The organism is Arthrobacter sp. MSA 4-2 (assembly GCF_016405885.1).
Taxonomy (GTDB): Bacteria; Actinomycetota; Actinomycetes; order Actinomycetales; family Micrococcaceae; genus Arthrobacter_D.
On the sequence record NZ_JAEKGC010000003.1, the window covers coordinates 283,174 to 299,071 of the forward strand.

At 69.2% G+C, this 15,898-nt stretch carries 15 protein-coding genes; 11 read left to right on the forward strand and 4 right to left on the reverse strand.

The window, feature by feature from the left end; genetic code table 11:
* Positions 1-66 precede the first annotated feature (66 nt).
* The 4 genes from I6N91_RS04910 (at position 67) to I6N91_RS04925 (ending at position 3,602) form a co-directional block, all read left to right on the forward strand.
* Positions 67-900, forward strand: coding sequence for a carbohydrate ABC transporter permease (locus tag I6N91_RS04910; RefSeq protein WP_198811310.1), 834 nt, complete (start codon positions 67-69; stop codon positions 898-900).
* Between the two features lie 76 nt (positions 901-976).
* Positions 977-2,314, forward strand: a complete 1,338-nt coding sequence (locus I6N91_RS04915) for an ABC transporter substrate-binding protein (protein ID WP_198811156.1) — start codon at positions 977-979, stop codon at positions 2,312-2,314.
* Positions 2,315-2,582: 268 nt separating this feature from the next.
* On the forward strand, positions 2,583-3,275 hold the full coding sequence (locus I6N91_RS17350; protein ID WP_198811158.1) for an alpha/beta hydrolase: 693 nt from the start codon (positions 2,583-2,585) through the stop codon (positions 3,273-3,275).
* Positions 3,276-3,323: 48 nt separating this feature from the next.
* Positions 3,324-3,602: an acylphosphatase gene (locus tag I6N91_RS04925; RefSeq protein ID WP_198811160.1), complete on the forward strand. Its 279-nt coding sequence runs from the start codon at positions 3,324-3,326 to the stop codon at positions 3,600-3,602.
* Between the two features lie 47 nt (positions 3,603-3,649).
* Here I6N91_RS04925 and malQ read toward each other — a convergent pair whose 3' ends face one another.
* A complete protein-coding gene (gene malQ / locus I6N91_RS04930) occupies positions 3,650-5,830 on the reverse strand; it encodes a 4-alpha-glucanotransferase (RefSeq protein ID WP_198811161.1) in 2,181 nt (726 codons plus the stop codon).
* Between the two features lie 89 nt (positions 5,831-5,919).
* Between malQ and I6N91_RS04935 the strand changes: the two genes are divergently transcribed.
* Positions 5,920-7,242, forward strand: coding sequence for an APC family permease (locus I6N91_RS04935; RefSeq protein ID WP_307843238.1), 1,323 nt, complete (start codon positions 5,920-5,922; stop codon positions 7,240-7,242).
* Positions 7,243-7,497: 255 nt separating this feature from the next.
* Positions 7,498-9,135, forward strand: a complete 1,638-nt coding sequence (locus I6N91_RS04940) for a hypothetical protein (protein ID WP_198811165.1) — start codon at positions 7,498-7,500, stop codon at positions 9,133-9,135.
* A gap of 235 nt (positions 9,136-9,370) precedes the next feature.
* On the opposite strand, the gene I6N91_RS04945 is transcribed toward I6N91_RS04940, so the two are convergent.
* Positions 9,371-9,919, reverse strand: coding sequence for an acyl-CoA thioesterase (locus tag I6N91_RS04945; protein ID WP_198811167.1), 549 nt, complete (start codon positions 9,917-9,919; stop codon positions 9,371-9,373).
* A gap of 147 nt (positions 9,920-10,066) precedes the next feature.
* On the opposite strand from I6N91_RS04945, the gene I6N91_RS04950 reads away from it, so the two are divergent.
* On the forward strand, positions 10,067-11,068 hold the full coding sequence (locus I6N91_RS04950; protein ID WP_198811169.1) for an NADP-dependent oxidoreductase: 1,002 nt from the start codon (positions 10,067-10,069) through the stop codon (positions 11,066-11,068).
* Between the two features lie 6 nt (positions 11,069-11,074).
* Here I6N91_RS04950 and I6N91_RS04955 read toward each other — a convergent pair whose 3' ends face one another.
* Positions 11,075-11,737: a pyridoxal 5'-phosphate synthase gene (locus I6N91_RS04955; RefSeq protein ID WP_198811171.1), complete on the reverse strand. Its 663-nt coding sequence runs from the start codon at positions 11,735-11,737 to the stop codon at positions 11,075-11,077.
* Positions 11,738-11,833: 96 nt separating this feature from the next.
* Between I6N91_RS04955 and I6N91_RS04960 the strand changes: the two genes are divergently transcribed.
* Both I6N91_RS04960 and I6N91_RS04965 read left to right on the forward strand, forming a co-directional pair.
* The gene (locus I6N91_RS04960; protein ID WP_198811173.1) at positions 11,834-12,622 is read left to right on the forward strand and encodes a phosphatase PAP2 family protein; all 789 of its coding nucleotides are present in this window, start codon (positions 11,834-11,836) and stop codon (positions 12,620-12,622) included.
* Positions 12,619-13,278 (forward strand): alpha-ketoglutarate-dependent dioxygenase AlkB, encoded by a 660-nt coding sequence (locus I6N91_RS04965; RefSeq protein ID WP_198811175.1) that lies wholly within the window; start codon positions 12,619-12,621, stop codon positions 13,276-13,278. Before I6N91_RS04960 ends, I6N91_RS04965 begins: the two co-directional genes overlap by 4 nt.
* A gap of 58 nt (positions 13,279-13,336) precedes the next feature.
* Here I6N91_RS04965 and I6N91_RS04970 read toward each other — a convergent pair whose 3' ends face one another.
* Positions 13,337-13,984: a GNAT family N-acetyltransferase gene (locus tag I6N91_RS04970; RefSeq protein WP_133403606.1), complete on the reverse strand. Its 648-nt coding sequence runs from the start codon at positions 13,982-13,984 to the stop codon at positions 13,337-13,339.
* 226 nt (positions 13,985-14,210) lie between these two features.
* On the opposite strand from I6N91_RS04970, the gene I6N91_RS04975 reads away from it, so the two are divergent.
* Positions 14,211-15,509, forward strand: a complete 1,299-nt coding sequence (locus I6N91_RS04975) for an alpha-hydroxy acid oxidase (RefSeq protein WP_198811177.1) — start codon at positions 14,211-14,213, stop codon at positions 15,507-15,509.
* A gap of 56 nt (positions 15,510-15,565) precedes the next feature.
* Positions 15,566-15,889, forward strand: a complete 324-nt coding sequence (locus I6N91_RS04980) for a hypothetical protein (RefSeq protein ID WP_198811179.1) — start codon at positions 15,566-15,568, stop codon at positions 15,887-15,889.
* The last annotated feature ends 9 nt before the right edge of the window (positions 15,890-15,898 follow it).

Sequence of the window (15,898 nt, forward strand, 5' to 3'; positions counted from 1 at the left end):
GCCCCAGTTTCAACCCGAAAGTCGATGCGCAGGGGAAACACCCCCCGCGGGCCCCGGCACAGCATCATGTCCCGCACCGCGGCGATGCTCATCATGGGCGTCTTCACCCTGTACTTCCTCACCCCCATCTGGTGGCTGCTGGTCTCCTCGACCAAGACCGGCGGCCAGATCACCGGCACGGCGCCGCTGTGGTTCACCATGGAGTCGATCCCGACGTTCTTCAGTAACATCGGCCGGCTCTTCACCTACAGCGACGGCGTGTTCGGGCGCTGGCTGCTCAACAGCGCGATCTACGCCGGTCTGGGCGCGCTCCTTGGCACCATCATCGCCGCCATGTGCGGCTACGCCCTGGCCAAGTACGAGTTCAAGGGCCGCGAGGCCATCTTCAACATCGTGCTCAGCGGTGTGCTGGTGCCGGCCACGGCCCTGGCCCTGCCGCTGTTCCTGATCTTCAGCGAGGTCAAGCTCACCAACACCCTGTGGGCCGTGTTCCTCCCGAGCCTGGTCAGCCCGTTCGGCGTGTACCTCGCCCGCATCTACGCGGCGGCCAGCGTCCCCGGCGAACTGCTTGAGGCCGCCCGGCTGGACGGCTCCGGGGAGATCCGGACGTTCTTCACCGTGTCCACCCGCCTGATGGCGCCGGCCCTGGTGACGATCTTCCTGTTCCAGTTCGTCGCGATCTGGAACAACTTCTTCCTGCCCCTGATCATGCTCCGCGACCAGACCCTGTTCCCCGTGACCCTGGGCCTCTACGCGTGGAACAGCCAGATCAGCCAGATTCCCGAACTGAGGGTCCTCGTGATCGTTGGAGCCCTCGTCTCGATCCTCCCGCTCATTGCAGCCTTCCTTGCGCTTCAGCGCTTCTGGAGCAGCGGGCTCGGTGCCGGAAGCGTCAAGTAGCTTCCAGCACCAACACCTCCACCAACCTGCCCCGCGGCAACCGCCGCGGGGCACCCCCCACCGATAGGAAAAGAAAATGCGCGCGCATTACGGAAAAGCCACCGCAGCCTTTGCCATGGTCTCAGCGCTCACCCTCGCCGGCTGCGCAGGCGGCGGCGGCGACTCCACAGCCGGCGGTGAAGGCGGCAGCTCGTGCGAGCCGTCGTCCGGCCCCGTCGACCTGACCTTCACCACCTGGGTTCCGGGTATGGACAAGGTTGTCGACCTGTGGAACAAGGAAAACCCCGACATCCAGGTCAAGGTGCAGACCGGGCCGAACGGCAACTCGGGCACCTACCAGAACTTCTTCAACCAGCTGCAGGCCGGCAATGCGCCGGACCTCGGCCAGATCGAATACGACGCCCTGCCGAACTTCCGCGTCCAGGACGGCCTCGAGAACATCGCGGCCTGCGAGAACGTCTCCGACGCCGAGGACCAGTTCGTTGACTGGACCTGGGGCCAGGTGACCTTCGGTGAGGACGACGCGGTCTACGCGGTGCCCCAGGACAGCGGCCCGATGGCCATGTTCTACCGCAAGGACCTCTTCGAGCAGGCCGGCATCGAGGTTCCCACCACCTGGGAGGAATACGCCGCCGCAGCCGAGGAGATCAAGGCCCAGGGCTCCTACATCACCAACTTCCCCCGCGGTGACGTGAACTGGTTCGCCGGCAATGTGTGGCAGGCCGGCGGTCAGTGGTTCTCCAACGACGACGAGGGCTGGGATGTGAACCTCACGGGTGAGGAGTCCGAGCAAGTCGCCAACTACTGGCAGGGCCTGCTCGAGAAGGACCAGGTTTCGACCCTGCCCTCCTTCTCGGACGAGTGGAACGCTTCCTTCAACGAGGGTGACCAGTGGACCTGGATCTCCGCGGTGTGGGGTGCCTCGACACTGGCCACCGGCGCCCCCGACACCTCGGGCAAGTGGGCCGTTGCGCCCATGCCGCAGTGGGAAGACGGCGGATCGGCCGCAGGCAACTGGGGCGGATCCTCCACCGCGGTCCTGAAGGGCTCGGAGCACCCGTATGAGGCGGCGCAGTTCGCCCTGTGGCTCAACACCGACCCCGAAGCCCTGGCCCTGGCGAACGAACTCGGCGGGCTCTACCCCGCCGCGAAGTCGGCCACGGACCTCGAGGCCTTCAGCGGTGGCGTTGAGTACTTCGGCGGACAGAAGATCTACGACGTGTTTGCAGAGGCCTCCTCGAACGTCGACCCCAACTTCACCTGGGGCCCGACGATGACCCAGACCTACACCGACGTCTCGGACGGGTTCGGCAAGGCCATCGGCGGCGACGGCACCCTCATGGATGCCCTCGCCTCCGGCGAGGAAGCGACCGTCGAGTCCCTGAAGTCGCAGTCCATCCCCGTCAAGGAGTAACGACCGGCCGCCCCGCGGCCAGCTCGGCAGGCAGGCCCCGCTCCCGGGGCCTTCCACCCACCCGGATCACCACCTCCGCCGCACCGGCGGGGGTGGTGATCTTTTTTCCCGGCAGGTTCCCTGCCGAAACCTTTCCCCGCGGCCCTGCCCTATCGGGAGCACCTCCCCTAAACTGACATCTGTGGTGACGCGCCGCGATTTTCTTCTGGGGGCCGGCCAGTGTGCGCTGCTGACAGCGGTTTTTGGATGCGGACCTCCGGGAGGAAGCGTGCAGAATCAGGAAAACCCGGCGCTGCTTTCAGCGCGGCCCGACCCGGATGCGCAGCACGACCGGACGATGAAGGGGGTCCACCCCCTGGGGCTTGAGCCACGGCGTGATCCACTCGTGTACGTGCCCGAAGGCCTGCAGGCCGACCGGCCCGCTCCGCTGCTTCTCGCCCTGCACGGCGCGGGGGGCGACGCCGCCGGCGGGCTGGCGCTGCTGCGCCGCATCGCGGACCAGTACAACATTGTGATCCTCTCCCCCGCCTCCCGGGGCTCCACCTGGGACGCCATCCGAGACACCTACGGGCCCGACGTCGATGTGATCAACCGGTCCCTTGAAGAGGTTTTCGACCTGGTCGCCATCGACCCGTCGATGGTCGGGATCGGCGGCTTTTCCGACGGCGCCTCCTACGCCCTGGGGCTGGGCCTGGCCAACGGCGACCTGTTCCGGCGCATCGTCGCCTTCTCCCCCGGCGTCATCCCGCCGGCCCCGCGCAGCGGCGAACCGGCGATGTTCATTTCGCACGGCACGGGCGATACGGTGCTGCCGATTTCATCGACGAGCCGTCGGGTTGTCCCCACCCTCGAGCGGGAGGGATACGAGGTGGTGTACCGCGAGTTCGACGGACCCCACACCGTCCCGGCGAATATCACCCAGGAAGCCGCCTCCTGGCTCAACTGGCGCCAGCGCGTCTAGTGGGATCAGGGACGTCATAAAGTTCTACTGCGGCAGGGAGGCAAGGCCATGAGCGGGGATCAGCGGCTTGAAGCTGTCGTTTCCGGTGAGGTGCAGGCGGTGGGCTTCCGATACTGGACACGGCTCCAGGCGGAGCAGCTCGGCCTCGTCGGCACTGCGGTGAACCGCGACGACGGCTCCGTTGACATTGTCGCCGAAGGACCGGAACCGGCGCTTCGGGAGCTGCTGCGCCGGCTGCGCTCGGGGAGCACCCCGGGCCGGGTGGCCGGCGTCGACGCGGTGGTCACCGCCCCCTCCGGGGGACTGACCGGATTCCGGGGATCCTGACCGGCAGCTATCGCCCGCACGCCCACCGTCATTCCACGCCCGCCCGATCAGTCGTCCGCCGAGCCCTCCGGCCTATCGGCCTGCCCGGCCACGGGAGCGGGCCGGTGCAGCGCCCGCACCAGGGAGAGGAAGCGTTCGTTCTCGGCCAGTTCATCAAGCAGGACGGCCCGGCCCCCGGCGTCGGCCAGCGGGATGCGCCAGTTGGGGTATTCATTGTTGGTTCCCGGCTGGTTCTGCGTGCGGCGTTCCCCGACAGCGTCGGCGAGCGCCACGCCGAGCAGTGCCGACGGTGACTGCGCGATGAACGCGTGGAGCGCCTCAACGGTCTCCTGGACCGATGCCTCCCCACGGGGCAGCAGTCCCCGCTCGCGGAGCAGGGCCAGGAAACTCTTCTGGACCGCCTGATCCGCGGCGCGCTCCTCCTCGACCGGGCGGCTGAGCAGCCCGAGGGACTCGCGCAGCACGACGTGCTCACCGACCAGGTAACCGGCCGACGGCGGGAGGTCGTGGGTGGTCACGGTGGTGAGGCAGGCCCTGCGGTACTCCTCGGGGTGCCGCGGCCCGCTGCCGGTCTGCTCGAACCACAGGATGGAGGTGCCGAAAATGCCGCGCTCGGCCAGGTACTCCTGGACGCCGGGCTCGAACACGCCGAGGTCCTCCCCGACAACGAGCGCCCCCGCCCGCTCCGCCTCCAGGGCGAGGATCCCGATCAGGGCCTCGTGGTCGTAGTACACATAGGCTCCGCCGCCGGGTGCGGCACCGGCCGGGATCCACCAGAGGCGGAACAGGCCGAGGATATGGTCGACCCTGATCCCTCCGGCATGCCGGAGGATATTGCGCAGCATGTCGCGGAACGCGGCGTAACCGGATTCGGCCAGCCGCTCGGGGTGCCACGGCGGCTGGCTCCAGTCCTGCCCGTGCTGATTGAACATGTCCGGCGGAGCCCCGACGCTGATCCCCTGGGCCAGCACGTCCCGCAGCGCCCACGCATCGGCGCCGCTGGGGTGCACCCCGACGGCGAGGTCGTGGACAATTCCGATCTCCATCCCCGCATCGGTGGCCTCCAGCTGGGCCTCCTGCAGCTGCTCGTCGCACAGCCACTGGAGCCATTCGTGGAACTCCACCCGGGCCGCCAGCCGCTCCCGGGCCCGGCGGGCCGCCGGGGAGCCCGGCCGGCCCGCGTCCTCCCACTCGGGTGCCCCTGGTTCGAGGGTTTCGGCCAGGGCGGACCAGAGCGCGAAGTCCTCGAGCCCCTGGTCTTGCCCGGCACAGTAGTCCTCGAAGTCGGACTGCCGCTGGGCGGGCCGTTCCACCGCGAAGATCAGCTCGAGCGCCGTGAGCTTCGCCGTGAAGGACGCGTCGCGGTCCAGCAGGTCAGTGGTGGTGTTCGCGGCTCGGAATCCGGCCGCGAGCCCGTCCACGATCGGGCGCGATTCCGCGTCCAGCCGCGCGTACTCGGGGATGGCCTCGATGCGCAGGTACATCGGATGGAAGAACCGCCGGGTGGTCGGCAGGTAGGGCGAGGGTTCGACCGGCGGCGCGGGCTCGGCGGCGTGAAGCGGGTTCACCAACACGAAGCCGGCGCCCTGTTCGGCAGCCACCCCGGCGAGTTGGCCCAGGTCCGCCAGGTCGCCGATCCCCCAGGAGGTTGAGGACCGAACGGAATACAGCTGCGCCATCAGGCCCCAGTTCCGTGAGTTCAGCAGCGCGGCGGTTCTCGACAGCCGGTCGGGTGTGACCACCAGCGTGCAGGTTCCGGTGCGTTCGCCGGCCCGGGCGTGGAGGGTGTGCCAGCCGAGCGGCAGCGAGTGCGGGAGGGTGGCGTTGACCCGCTCAAGGGGGACGCCGTCGAGCGTGCGGAACCCGGCAGCGCCGCCCTCCACGCTGCCGGTGTAGCGGAGCCCGTCCTCGGCGTCGACCCACACCTCGACGTCGGCGCCGGCCGGGATGGAGAGGGGAACAGGCTCGACGGCGCTGGCAGGGACGACGACGACCGGGGGCAGGAGCCTGCGCCAGGGCGCGTCCTCAGCCTCGGCGAGTGAGGCGTCGACAGCCTCGGGGGTGTTGGCGGCAACCCCGAGCGCGGCAAGGACCGCCACGAGGGTTTCGGGCTGGACCTGCTGAAGCGTCCCGTCCCAGCCCTGGAACGTGGCTCCCACCCGGTGCGCTTCGGCCAGTCGCTGCAGTGGGGTGGGTGAAGGCAGGGGGACCGTTTCGGATGGACTCATTGTCCCAATGTAGGCGGGCGGACCCGGCCTGCTCCAGCCGACACAGGAGTTTCATCAGTCGACTTAGCATTTTCCAATACACTTCCCTAGTGACCATTTCTGAGCTACGCAGCGACACCCCACTCAAGCGCGCCGTGACCGGGCGGCTCCTCTTCTTCTTCATCCTGGGGGACATCCTCGGCGCCGGCGTGTATGCCCTCGTAGGGGTGATTTCCAAGGAGGTGGGTGGAGCTCTCTGGGTGCCGCTGATGGCCGCACTGGGCCTTGCACTGCTCACGGCAGGCTCCTATGCGGAGCTTGTGACCAAGTACCCCCGTGCCGGCGGAGCGGCCGTGTTCGCCGAGCGGGCTTTCCGCCGGCCGCTCATCTCCTATCTGGTCGGATTCTGCATGCTCGCGGCCGGGGTCACGAGCGCAGCCGGTCTTGCCCTGGCGTTCACGGGGGACTACCTCGCCGCCTTCGTAGATGTCCCGGCGGCGCCGGCCGCCCTCGTGTTCCTCGCACTCCTGGGGTTGCTGAACGCCCGCGGGATCCGGGAATCGGTGAGGAGCAACCTTGTCATGACGGTCATTGAGGTGTCCGGACTCCTCCTGGTGATCGGCCTGGTGGCGTTCTTCGTCCTGGCCGGCGGCGGCGATGTCTCCCGCGTGAGCGAGTTCACCCCGGGCGTCAATCCGGCAGCAGCGGTGCTTGGGGCATCGCTCATTGCGTACTACTCGTTCGTCGGGTTCGAGGTGTCGGCCAACGTGGCCGAGGAGGTGCGCGGGATCAGCCGCGTGTATCCCCGGGCCCTCTTTGGCGCCTTGCTCACCGCCGGGGTCGTCTACCTCCTGATTGGCCTTGCGGCCTCCGCCGCCCTGCCGGCCAAAGACCTCGCAGGGTCCTCCTCGCCCCTGCTCGACGTCGTCGCCGCCACCGGGGCGGGCATCCCGCCATGGCTCTTCGGCCTCGTGGCGCTTGTCGCTGTCACCAACGGCGCGCTGCTCGCGCTTGTCATGGCCAGCCGCCTCACCTACGGAATGGCCGGGCAGGGCCTGCTTCCTTCCGTGCTGGGACGGATCCTGCCGAACCGGCGGACCCCTTGGGTCGCGATCCTCGTCACCACGGGCGCTGCCATGGCACTCACGCTTACGGGAGATCTCGCCTCCCTTGCCGAAACGGTGGTGCTGCTGCTCCTGTTCGTCTTCCTCTCCACCAATATCGCCGTCCTGGTGCTCAAACGCGACCGGGTGGAGCACGGCCATTTCAGCATCCCGGCCGTCATCCCCTACCTCGCCATCGGCTCCTGCCTCCTGCTGCTGAGCCAGCAGGACGGCGCGATCTGGCTGCGTGCGGCCATTCTGCTGGCGGTCGGGCTGGTGCTGTACGCCGCCGGGCGCCTCGTCCGGAACCGCCGCAACCTCCCCGCCTGACCGCCCGGGTGGATGCGGTTGTAACCAGCACGGGCCGCATCCCTACCCGGCGGTAACTTATCGGCCCAGGTCCTTGCTAAGTTACTACCCAGTAGTTTACAAATGTAACTTGAATCACATTGGTTCACCGTGAACGTCACCGGCCCCCGGTTCGGGACGTGCATGGACCGCTCAATGACGAGCGCACCCGGCACACGATCCATCCGTCCGCGCCTCGTCATCGGCTCTCCCGATTCGAGAACGGACTTGTCGCACATGCTCAGATCCATCGCGCCCACCTCCCACCACCGCCTGCACGCGGTGGTGACGGTCTTCCTTTCCCTGCTCCTCGTGGCACTCCTCGCCTTCTTTGCCCTCTTCACCGGCAAGGTGGCGAATGGGGCCGGCCAGCTTTCCGAGGGGGCGGGGCGGGCCAACGACGGCTCGGCCGCACTCAGTGCCGGGGCGGCCTCGGCGCGCGACGGATCGAAGAAACTGGCGGAGGGAACGGCGTCCCTCGACGAGGGAACCGGCGAGCTCTCCAGCGGGCTGAAGAAGGCCGGAACCGGGGCCGCGTCCCTGTCGACCGGCGCCGCCGACCTCAACGAGGGAGCCGGCTCACTGAGCGCAGGTGCTGGTGCTGCGGCAACCGGAGCGGCCGAGCTGCAGGCCGGCACGGCACGGCTGACCGTCGGCGCGCAGAAGCTTGCCGACGGCACCGCCCAGGCCCAGGCCGGCGCGCAGCGGGCAGCCGACGGCGCCTCACGGCTCGCCGCAGGGGCCGGCCAGCTGGCGGAGGGCACCCGGAGCGCCCTCGAGGGCTCCGCGGCCCTCGGCACCGGAGTCTCCGACATCATGGCCGAGGTCGAGATCTCCATCCCAGACTCCGCCCTGCTGGCCGAGGGCGCCGCCAAGACGGCGGCCGGAGCGGCGGCCCTGCGTGACGGCGCCGTCGAGCTCGACGCGGGCGTGGACCGGCTCAACGCCGGCACTATCCAGGCCCGGGACGGATCGGCCCAGCTGGCCGCAGGCACCCATGACCTGGTGGCCTTCGCTGAGGCCAATCCGCTCGTCCCCGTCGGTGCCCTGCTTGAGAAGCTGAAGGCACTCGATGCCGGTGTAGGCGGCCTCAACGCGGGCCTGGTCGCGCTCAGCGCAGGAAGCGGGGAGCTCGCACTGGCCACCGAACACAAGGTGGTCCCGGGCACCCAGGCCCTGGCCAACGGCACGGTCCTGGTTCACGAGGGCACCCTGAAGTCGCAGGCGAAGCTGAACCGGCTCTACACCGAGGGACTGACCCCGCTCAAGGCCGGAACGGACAAGCTCACGGCCGGCATGCAGCAGCTCGACGCCGGTTTCCAGGGATCGCCGGACCAGCCCGGACTGCTCGGCGGAGCGGGCCAGCTCGCCGCGGGCACCACCGCGCTCAACGGCGGACTGATGCAGCTGAACTCCGGATACCAGGGAACCACCGTTGAACCTGGGCTCCTCGCCGGGGCCGGCCGGCTCAACGAGGGTGCGGCCGCGCTGAGCGGCGGCAACGCGCGCCTTGCCGAAGGCGCGCTGCGGCTCGCCGAGGGCTCGACCCGGCTTGCCTCGGGCACCAGCAACCTCAAGGACGGCATGGGGAAGCTCACCGAGGGAGCCGCACGCCTCGATACCGGCGCCGGCGACCTCAATGCGGGTGCGGCTCAACTGGCCGACGGCAACGCCAAACTCGCCGACGGCGCCGCCCAACTGGCCGAGGGCAACGGGAAGCTCGCCGAGGGGACCGAAAGGATGTCCGCCTCCACCTCGGCGATGACCCCGGCGTCCGTCGCCACCTCGCCCGGGATCCTTGCCGTGGCCCTGCCGCTGCTGATCCTGGCCGCACTGGTGGCCATGATGCTCGCATCCCGTCCGCGCCGCCACTAGGCCCGGCAGAAAGAGCCTCCAAAGCCCGGCAGGGAGGGGACGGCAAGCGTCCCCTCCCTGCCGATCGGCGTCCGGCGCCAACAGCTCCGAATGCCAGGACGTCCGCATGTCAGGCAGTCCGCAGTTCAGGCAATCCGTAGTTCAGGCAACCCGCATGCCAGGAAGTCCAACCCGTGCCGGTCCCGCGCCGCCGCCGACAGGGCGGCGGCGCGGGACCGGCGTCGAAATTCTGCCCTCAGGCCGCCCAGGAATGGGGCGCCGGGCGCCGGCTCCCCGGCAGGGCATTGTTCAGCCTCCACTGGTGGATCCAGTCCGGAAGCACCAGGTCGGCCGGTGGGCGCCCAAACTCCTTGAGGATCTCCTCGTTCTCGACCGGCCCGCCGGCGGACACCAGCCGGGTGGCGATGAAGGCCCGGGCATAGATTTCGCCGTCCGCCACCATGCGCTGCTCGAAGTAGACGGCCCGGTCGTCAAGGCCGATGATCCTCGTCTCGATCGAGTACCGCTGGCCCAGCCGGAGCGACTTGCGGAAGCTGATGGTCTCCCCGGCCGCCACCGGGCTCCAGCCCCTGCGCCGCATCCTTGACCAGACCCCGCTGCGGACCATGAGGTCGAAGCGGCCGAGGTCCATCAGGGAGAAGTACATGCCGTTGTTGACATGCATCGCGATGTCGATGTCCGTCGGCAGGACGCGCAGCGGAAGGGAGGACTGCCCCCAAACATCCAGTGCGGGCCGGCGGCGTGAAGTCAGGAGCTGGAGGAGGGTGCGGAGGAGTAAGTGCATCGACTCATATTACTAGCCGGTAACATCGGGGGCCACTGGTCCAGCGGAGGAACTCTCCGGGTCCGGCCGACCCCCGGGAGACGGAACAAACCGCCGCCTCCATCAGTTGCCCCAGAGTCGACCCCGTCCATCCCAGGGAGCCCATCCATGACCACCAGTACCCAGGTCCAGCTGATTGCGCGGCCGGCGGGAACCCCCACCCCCGACGATTTTCGCATCGTCACGGAGGAACTGCCCGCCCTCACGGGAGGCGAGGTGCGGGTCGGCAATGAATTCATCTCTGTCGACCCGTACATGCGGGGCCGGATGAATGACACCCCCTCCTACATACCGCCCTTCCAGCTCGGAGCGGCGATGACCGGCGGCGCGGTGGGACGGGTCGTCGAGTCGACGGCGGACTCGCTTCCGGTGGGCACGCCCGTCCTTTCCTTCCTCGGCTGGCGGGACGTCGCCCAGGGCCCGGCGGACCAGTTCACTCCCCTGCCCGAGACCGCCCTTCCCCTCTCCGCCTACCTTGGCGCAGCGGGCATGACGGGGCTGACCGCCTATGCCGGCCTGCTGCGGATTGCGGGGCTGCGGACCGGAGAGACAGTGTTCATTTCCGGGGCGGCGGGAGCCGTTGGCTCCGTTGCCGGGCAGGTTGCCCGCCTCCTGGGCGCCTCAAGGGTCATCGGATCGGCAGGCTCGGCGGAGAAGGTGGCCCTGCTCAAGGACAGGTACGGATTCGACGAGGCGTTCAATTACCGGGACGGAGCCGTTGGCGACCAGCTCCGTGCCGCGGCCCCGGACGGCATCGACGTGTACTTCGATAATGTGGGCGGGGAGCACCTGGAGGCGGCCCTTGACGTCCTCAACCGCGGGGGCCGGGCCGCGCTGTGCGGGGCCATCTCCGCCTACAACACGGAGGGCGAGCCGACGGGACCGCGCAATATGGGGAACATCGTGACCCGGACCCTCCGCCTCGAGGGGTTCCTCGTCGGGCAGCACCAGGATCTCCAGCCCGAATTCGCCCAGCGGATGGCCGGGTGGCTCAGCGACGGGAGCGTCGTCTTCGATGAGACCGTCGTCGATGGCATCGAGAACTCGGTCCAGGCCTTCCTGGGCATGATGAAAGGGGCCAACACGGGCAAGATGGTGGTGCGGATCTAGCCGGCCTCAGGGCCACAGCCGGTCGGTCCGCCAGGAATCCCCCGTGCGGGTGTAGCGGAGCCGGGTGTGCCGCCGTTCGGGGTCCGCCTGCCAGAACTCCACGGCTTCCGGTTCCACGGTGAACACGGCCCAGGTCTCCGATCCCAGCCCGGGTTGGGCCTCGAGCTGCTCCAGCTGCCTCCCGACGGCGGCCTCGACCTCACCGGGGGTCCCGAGCACCTGGCTTTGGCGTCCGGCAAGCACCAGCGCCCGGGCCGAGGGGTGCCGGCGCTGGAAGTCCTTGTCGTTTTCCTCGGGGCCGGCGACGCGGACAGCCCCGCGCACCCGGACCTGGCGCCCCAGCTCGGGCCAGAAGAAGGTCAGCGCCGCGGACGGATTGGCGGCAAGCTGGCGGCCCTTGGGGCTGTCGGTGCTTGAGGCGACCGACCACCCCGACGCGTCAACGTCCTTGAGGATCACGATCCGCGCGTCCGGGAGCCCGTCCTCGCCGACGGTGGCAAGGTTGACGGCGTGCGGGGCAAGAATGCCCGACCGCACGGCGGCCTCGAGCCACTCAAGGAAGAGCGGCAGGGGCGACGCCGGCGCCGACGCGGGCTCGAAGGACGGCATGTCCTGCGGGAAGACAGGAGCAGTGCGCAGGAGGTCGGCAGCGGGGGTCGAGTCGGTCATGCGGCCAGCCTAGCGGCACCGGCGGCACCCGGGGCAGGAGTTCACCGCGGCGGATCCGGCGTGCCAATCCTTCCGTACCGTCGCTAGAGTCGAACCATGACCCCGGAGGAGAACCAGTACGTCGGCCCGAGGGACGTGACCCGCTGGGCCACTCCGGCGGGCCAGTGGCTCGTGCGGATGATCTCACCGCTGGCGCGCTGGGTCGGACCGCACTGGGCCCTGCTGCTGGTGCTGCTCATCGGCGGGGGCGTGGCCGCCGCCCTGACGGCGGCCTCCTCCGAGGTGTACGAGTCCGTCGTGGAGTCCGATGGTGTGGCGGCCCTCGACCAGCCGGCCCTTGACCTCGCGCTGTCGCTCCGCGAGCCCTGGCTCGACGCGCTCATCACCGGCTATTCGCACATCGGCGGCCCAGTCGGCATGCCGATCCTCACGGTGGCGGTCATGACGCTGCTGGCGCTGCGCCGCCGGTCCTGGACCCCGGTCATCATCATCGCCGCAGCGGCGTTCGGGTCGCTGTTGATGACCATCGCTGGCAAGGAAGCCGTGGGCCGGCTCCGGCCTCCCCTGGACGCGGCGGTTCCACCGTTCGAAAGCTCCCCGTCCTTCCCCAGCGGACACTCCCTCAACGCCATCGTCATTGCCGGGGTAGTGGCCTACCTCCTCGTCCTGCGCCGGTCGCGGGGACCCCGCGCCCCCATCCTGACCGTCGTCGCGGCCACCCTCTTCGCCGTCACCATGGGTCTGAGCCGGGTCTACCTTGGCCACCACTGGCTCACCGACGTCGTCGTTGCCTGGACCCTCGGCCTGGCTTGGCTCGCAGTGGTGATCACCATGCACCGTCTGCTGCTGACGGTGCGCCGCCGGCGGGCGCCGGCAGAGCCGTGACCGGCTCGGCCGACTCCCTCTTCCCACGGGAGCGCAAGGAGATCGCACCCGGGGCGGTGCACGTCCCGGACTGGCTCACGCTCACGCAGCAGCAGGAGCTCGTGGCAGCCTGCCGCGGCTGGGCGGCAGGCCCGGTCCCCATGCGCGCGGCACGGATGCCCACCGGAGGCGCAATGTCGGTGCGGACGGTATGCCTGGGCTGGCACTGGCAGCCCTACCGGTACAGCCGGACGGCCGACGACGCCGGGGGCGGCCAGGTCGCACCGTTCCCCGATGCCCTCGGCGTGCTGGGGCGCGCGGCGCTGGACGCCGCATACGGCCCGGGCAGCGGGGACGCCTACTCCCCTGACGCCGCACTCATTAACTTCTATGACGCGGCGGCGAAGATGGGAATGCACCAGGACAGGGATGAGCGCTCCGACGCCCCCGTGGTGTCCCTCAGCCTGGGCGACGAATGCGTCTTCCGTTTCGGCAACAGCGAGAACCGGAACCGGCCCTGGCAGGACCTGGTGCTCGCCTCGGGGGACCTCTTCGTCTTCGGCGGACCGTCACGGTTTGCCTACCACGGGGTGATGGGGACCCGCGCAGGCACCGCCGATCCGCGCCTCGGACTCACCGGACGGCTGAACATCACCCTGCGTGCCACGGGGCTTTAGCGCCGCTGACGGGCTGGAGAGGTCTCCTCGGCAGTCGCTGCGCGCGGGTACCGAAAAGTTACCGCCGGCCTTCCTGCGCCGCTGACTTGGCGGCAGAAATGACCTTGAAACGGCGGCGCTGCCTCGGCGGAAGCAGTGCGAGGTAGTGGGGGTTCGCCCGAAGGAATTCCTGGGCCTCGGGGCAGTACGGCGTAATAGCCAGGCGGCGCCGGTGGGCGTTGAGCAGGACCGACTGCATGAGGAAGGGCTCAAGGCCCAGCTTGCGGAAACGCGGGTCGACCACCGCGTGCAGCAGCAGGACGTCACCGCCCCTCATCTCATACTGGACGTAGCCGGCCATCACCCCGTTGCGGTAGAGCTCAAACCTGGAGAACAGAACATTGTCCCGGAAGACCTCCCGCATCCCGGCGGGCTCGGCCTGCGCCTCAACGGCGGACTCCCTCCGCTGGAGTTCCTCGACGAGCTCCTCGTACCGGTCCCGCGTCTCCATGGTCGGGTAATCGCAGTCAAGGAGCTGGTAGATCCGGTTGCACAGCGCACGAAGCTGGCGCGTGGGTACCTCGGAAAGATCGGCGGGGTACTCCGCGTCGTCCACCTGACGCGTGGCACCGAGCGCGAGCCTGGAAATCCGCGGAAGCGACCCGGGGTCCGAGACAGCCGGGCGGGTGCTGCCGGGGTGATCCAGTACTTGGGCGTTTTCATCCATGGTCTGCTCCACTGTGGCGGTTCCATGGCCTCCTGCTTGACCAGTCCGTGCAGTCTAGTGGAGAACCGGGAAAAGGGAAACCTCAGGGCACTGACCGTCTTTTCACCGTCTAAACGACCCTTGGCGGGGGCACCGCCCGCCCCTCGGACCGACGTTGCGCGGGCTCGGATCCCCCACGTATTCTCTGGTGCCCAGCAGACGGCCCGGCACCAGCAAAGGCACTTCCATGCAGCCGAACACTCCCCCCGCCCTTCGACGCCGCATCCCCCGCACGGCCGACCTCGCCCCGCTCCTGCAGTTCCGCCGGCCGCAGTTCGGCACGGCGTCCCGGCTCCGTCGCGCCAACACCATCGAGGACCTGCGTGCACTCGCCAAGCGCCGCACCCCGACCGCACCGTTCGACTACACGGACGGAGCGGCGGAGGCGGAGATCTCCCTGGCCCGGGCCCGCGACACATTCCTTAACCTTGAGTTCCGGCCCTCCATCCTGCGCGATGTCGGAACGGTCAGCACGGCCACCCGGATCCTGGGCAGCACAGCCGCCCTGCCCTTCGGCATCGCGCCGACCGGTTTCACGCGCATGATGCAGTCCGAGGGCGAGTACGCCGGCTCCCGGGCCGCCGAAGCCGCGGGGATCCCCTACACGCTGTCCACCATGGGCACCGCCTCGATCGAGGACGTCGCGGCGGCCGCCCCCGCGGGGCGCAACTGGTTCCAGCTCTACCTCTGGACCGACCGGGGACGCTCCCGGGAGCTGATCGACCGGGCGGCCGCCGCTGGCAATGACACCCTGATGGTCACCGTCGATACCGCCGTCGCGGGAGCGCGTCTCCGGGATGTCAGGAACGGACTGACCATCCCGCCGGCACTGACCCTTCGAACGGTCGCCGACGCCTCCTACCGGCCGGGCTGGTGGTTCAACTTCCTCACCCACGAGCCGTTGTCCTTCGCCTCGCTGTCCCACTATCCGGGAACCGTCGCTGAACTGATCAATTCGATATTCGACCCGACCCTGACCTACGAAGACCTCGATTGGCTGCGCGGGGTATGGAAGGGGAACCTCGTGGTGAAGGGCATCCAGACCCTTGAGGACGCCCGCCGGGTGGTCGACCACGGCGCCGACGGCATTGTCCTGTCCAACCACGGCGGACGGCAGCTCGACCGGGCGCCGGTCCCCCTTCAACTGCTCCCGCAGGTGGCGGGCGAGCTGAAGGGCAGGACAGCCATCATCCTTGACACCGGCATCATGAGCGGAGGCGACATCGTTGCCGCGCTTGCCCTCGGCGCGGACTTCACCCTGATCGGCAGGGCCTACCTCTACGGCCTGATGGCCGGGGGCCGCGCGGGCGTGGACCGGGCCATCGAGATTCTTGCCGCCCAGACCGTGCGGACGCTGCAGTTGCTCGGCGTGAACCGGGTTGAGGATCTCGGTCCCGAGCACGTGACACTGCCGGCCGGAACCTCCACCGGGCAGGAAGGTCTCAATTCAATCTCGAACCTCCGAAACCCGGGACGAGGCCGCTAGTATTCGGAGGGTGGCCCGTGGGGGTGCGGGCCACACCAAAAGTCTGGGGAGACACAATGCAGCGTGAACGGGTGCGGTATCCGTTGAGCTACCGGCGCGCCCGCACCGCACTCTTCGCCGTCGGGCTGTTCTGGCTGTGGCTGGGGCTGGGCAGCGCGGACTTCATCGCAGGCCTTTCCGAATCCCCGATCCACGCCTTCATCGCCATTTATGCCCTGGCGGTGGCCGCCCTGGTCTCGCTGCCTGCGGCACTGCTGGCCGGTGCGCGGATGCTGCTCACTCGGCCCCGGCGGGCCGGCGAGGTTCTCCACCTTCCGGCGCGCGGCGAGGCCTCTGACACGGCCCCCGCCCACTGGTGGTACGGCGCCAAGGCCTCCTAACAGCACGCC

Coding starts and splice junctions, on each gene's coding strand:
- I6N91_RS04925 (WP_198811160.1), top strand. CDS start 3,324: ATGAGCGGGGATCAGCGGCTTGAAGCTGTCGTTTCCGGTGAGGTGCAG.
- I6N91_RS04910 (WP_198811310.1), top strand. CDS start 67: ATGTCCCGCACCGCGGCGATGCTCATCATGGGCGTCTTCACCCTGTAC.
- I6N91_RS04955 (WP_198811171.1), bottom strand. CDS start 11,737: ATGACCGACTCGACCCCCGCTGCCGACCTCCTGCGCACTGCTCCTGTC.
- I6N91_RS04950 (WP_198811169.1), top strand. CDS start 10,067: ATGACCACCAGTACCCAGGTCCAGCTGATTGCGCGGCCGGCGGGAACC.
- I6N91_RS04960 (WP_198811173.1), top strand. CDS start 11,834: ATGACCCCGGAGGAGAACCAGTACGTCGGCCCGAGGGACGTGACCCGC.
- I6N91_RS04915 (WP_198811156.1), top strand. CDS start 977: ATGCGCGCGCATTACGGAAAAGCCACCGCAGCCTTTGCCATGGTCTCA.
- I6N91_RS04940 (WP_198811165.1), top strand. CDS start 7,498: ATGCTCAGATCCATCGCGCCCACCTCCCACCACCGCCTGCACGCGGTG.
- I6N91_RS04970 (WP_133403606.1), bottom strand. CDS start 13,984: ATGGATGAAAACGCCCAAGTACTGGATCACCCCGGCAGCACCCGCCCG.
- I6N91_RS04945 (WP_198811167.1), bottom strand. CDS start 9,919: ATGCACTTACTCCTCCGCACCCTCCTCCAGCTCCTGACTTCACGCCGC.
- I6N91_RS04975 (WP_198811177.1), top strand. CDS start 14,211: ATGCAGCCGAACACTCCCCCCGCCCTTCGACGCCGCATCCCCCGCACG.
- malQ (WP_198811161.1), bottom strand. CDS start 5,830: ATGAGTCCATCCGAAACGGTCCCCCTGCCTTCACCCACCCCACTGCAG.
- I6N91_RS04980 (WP_198811179.1), top strand. CDS start 15,566: ATGCAGCGTGAACGGGTGCGGTATCCGTTGAGCTACCGGCGCGCCCGC.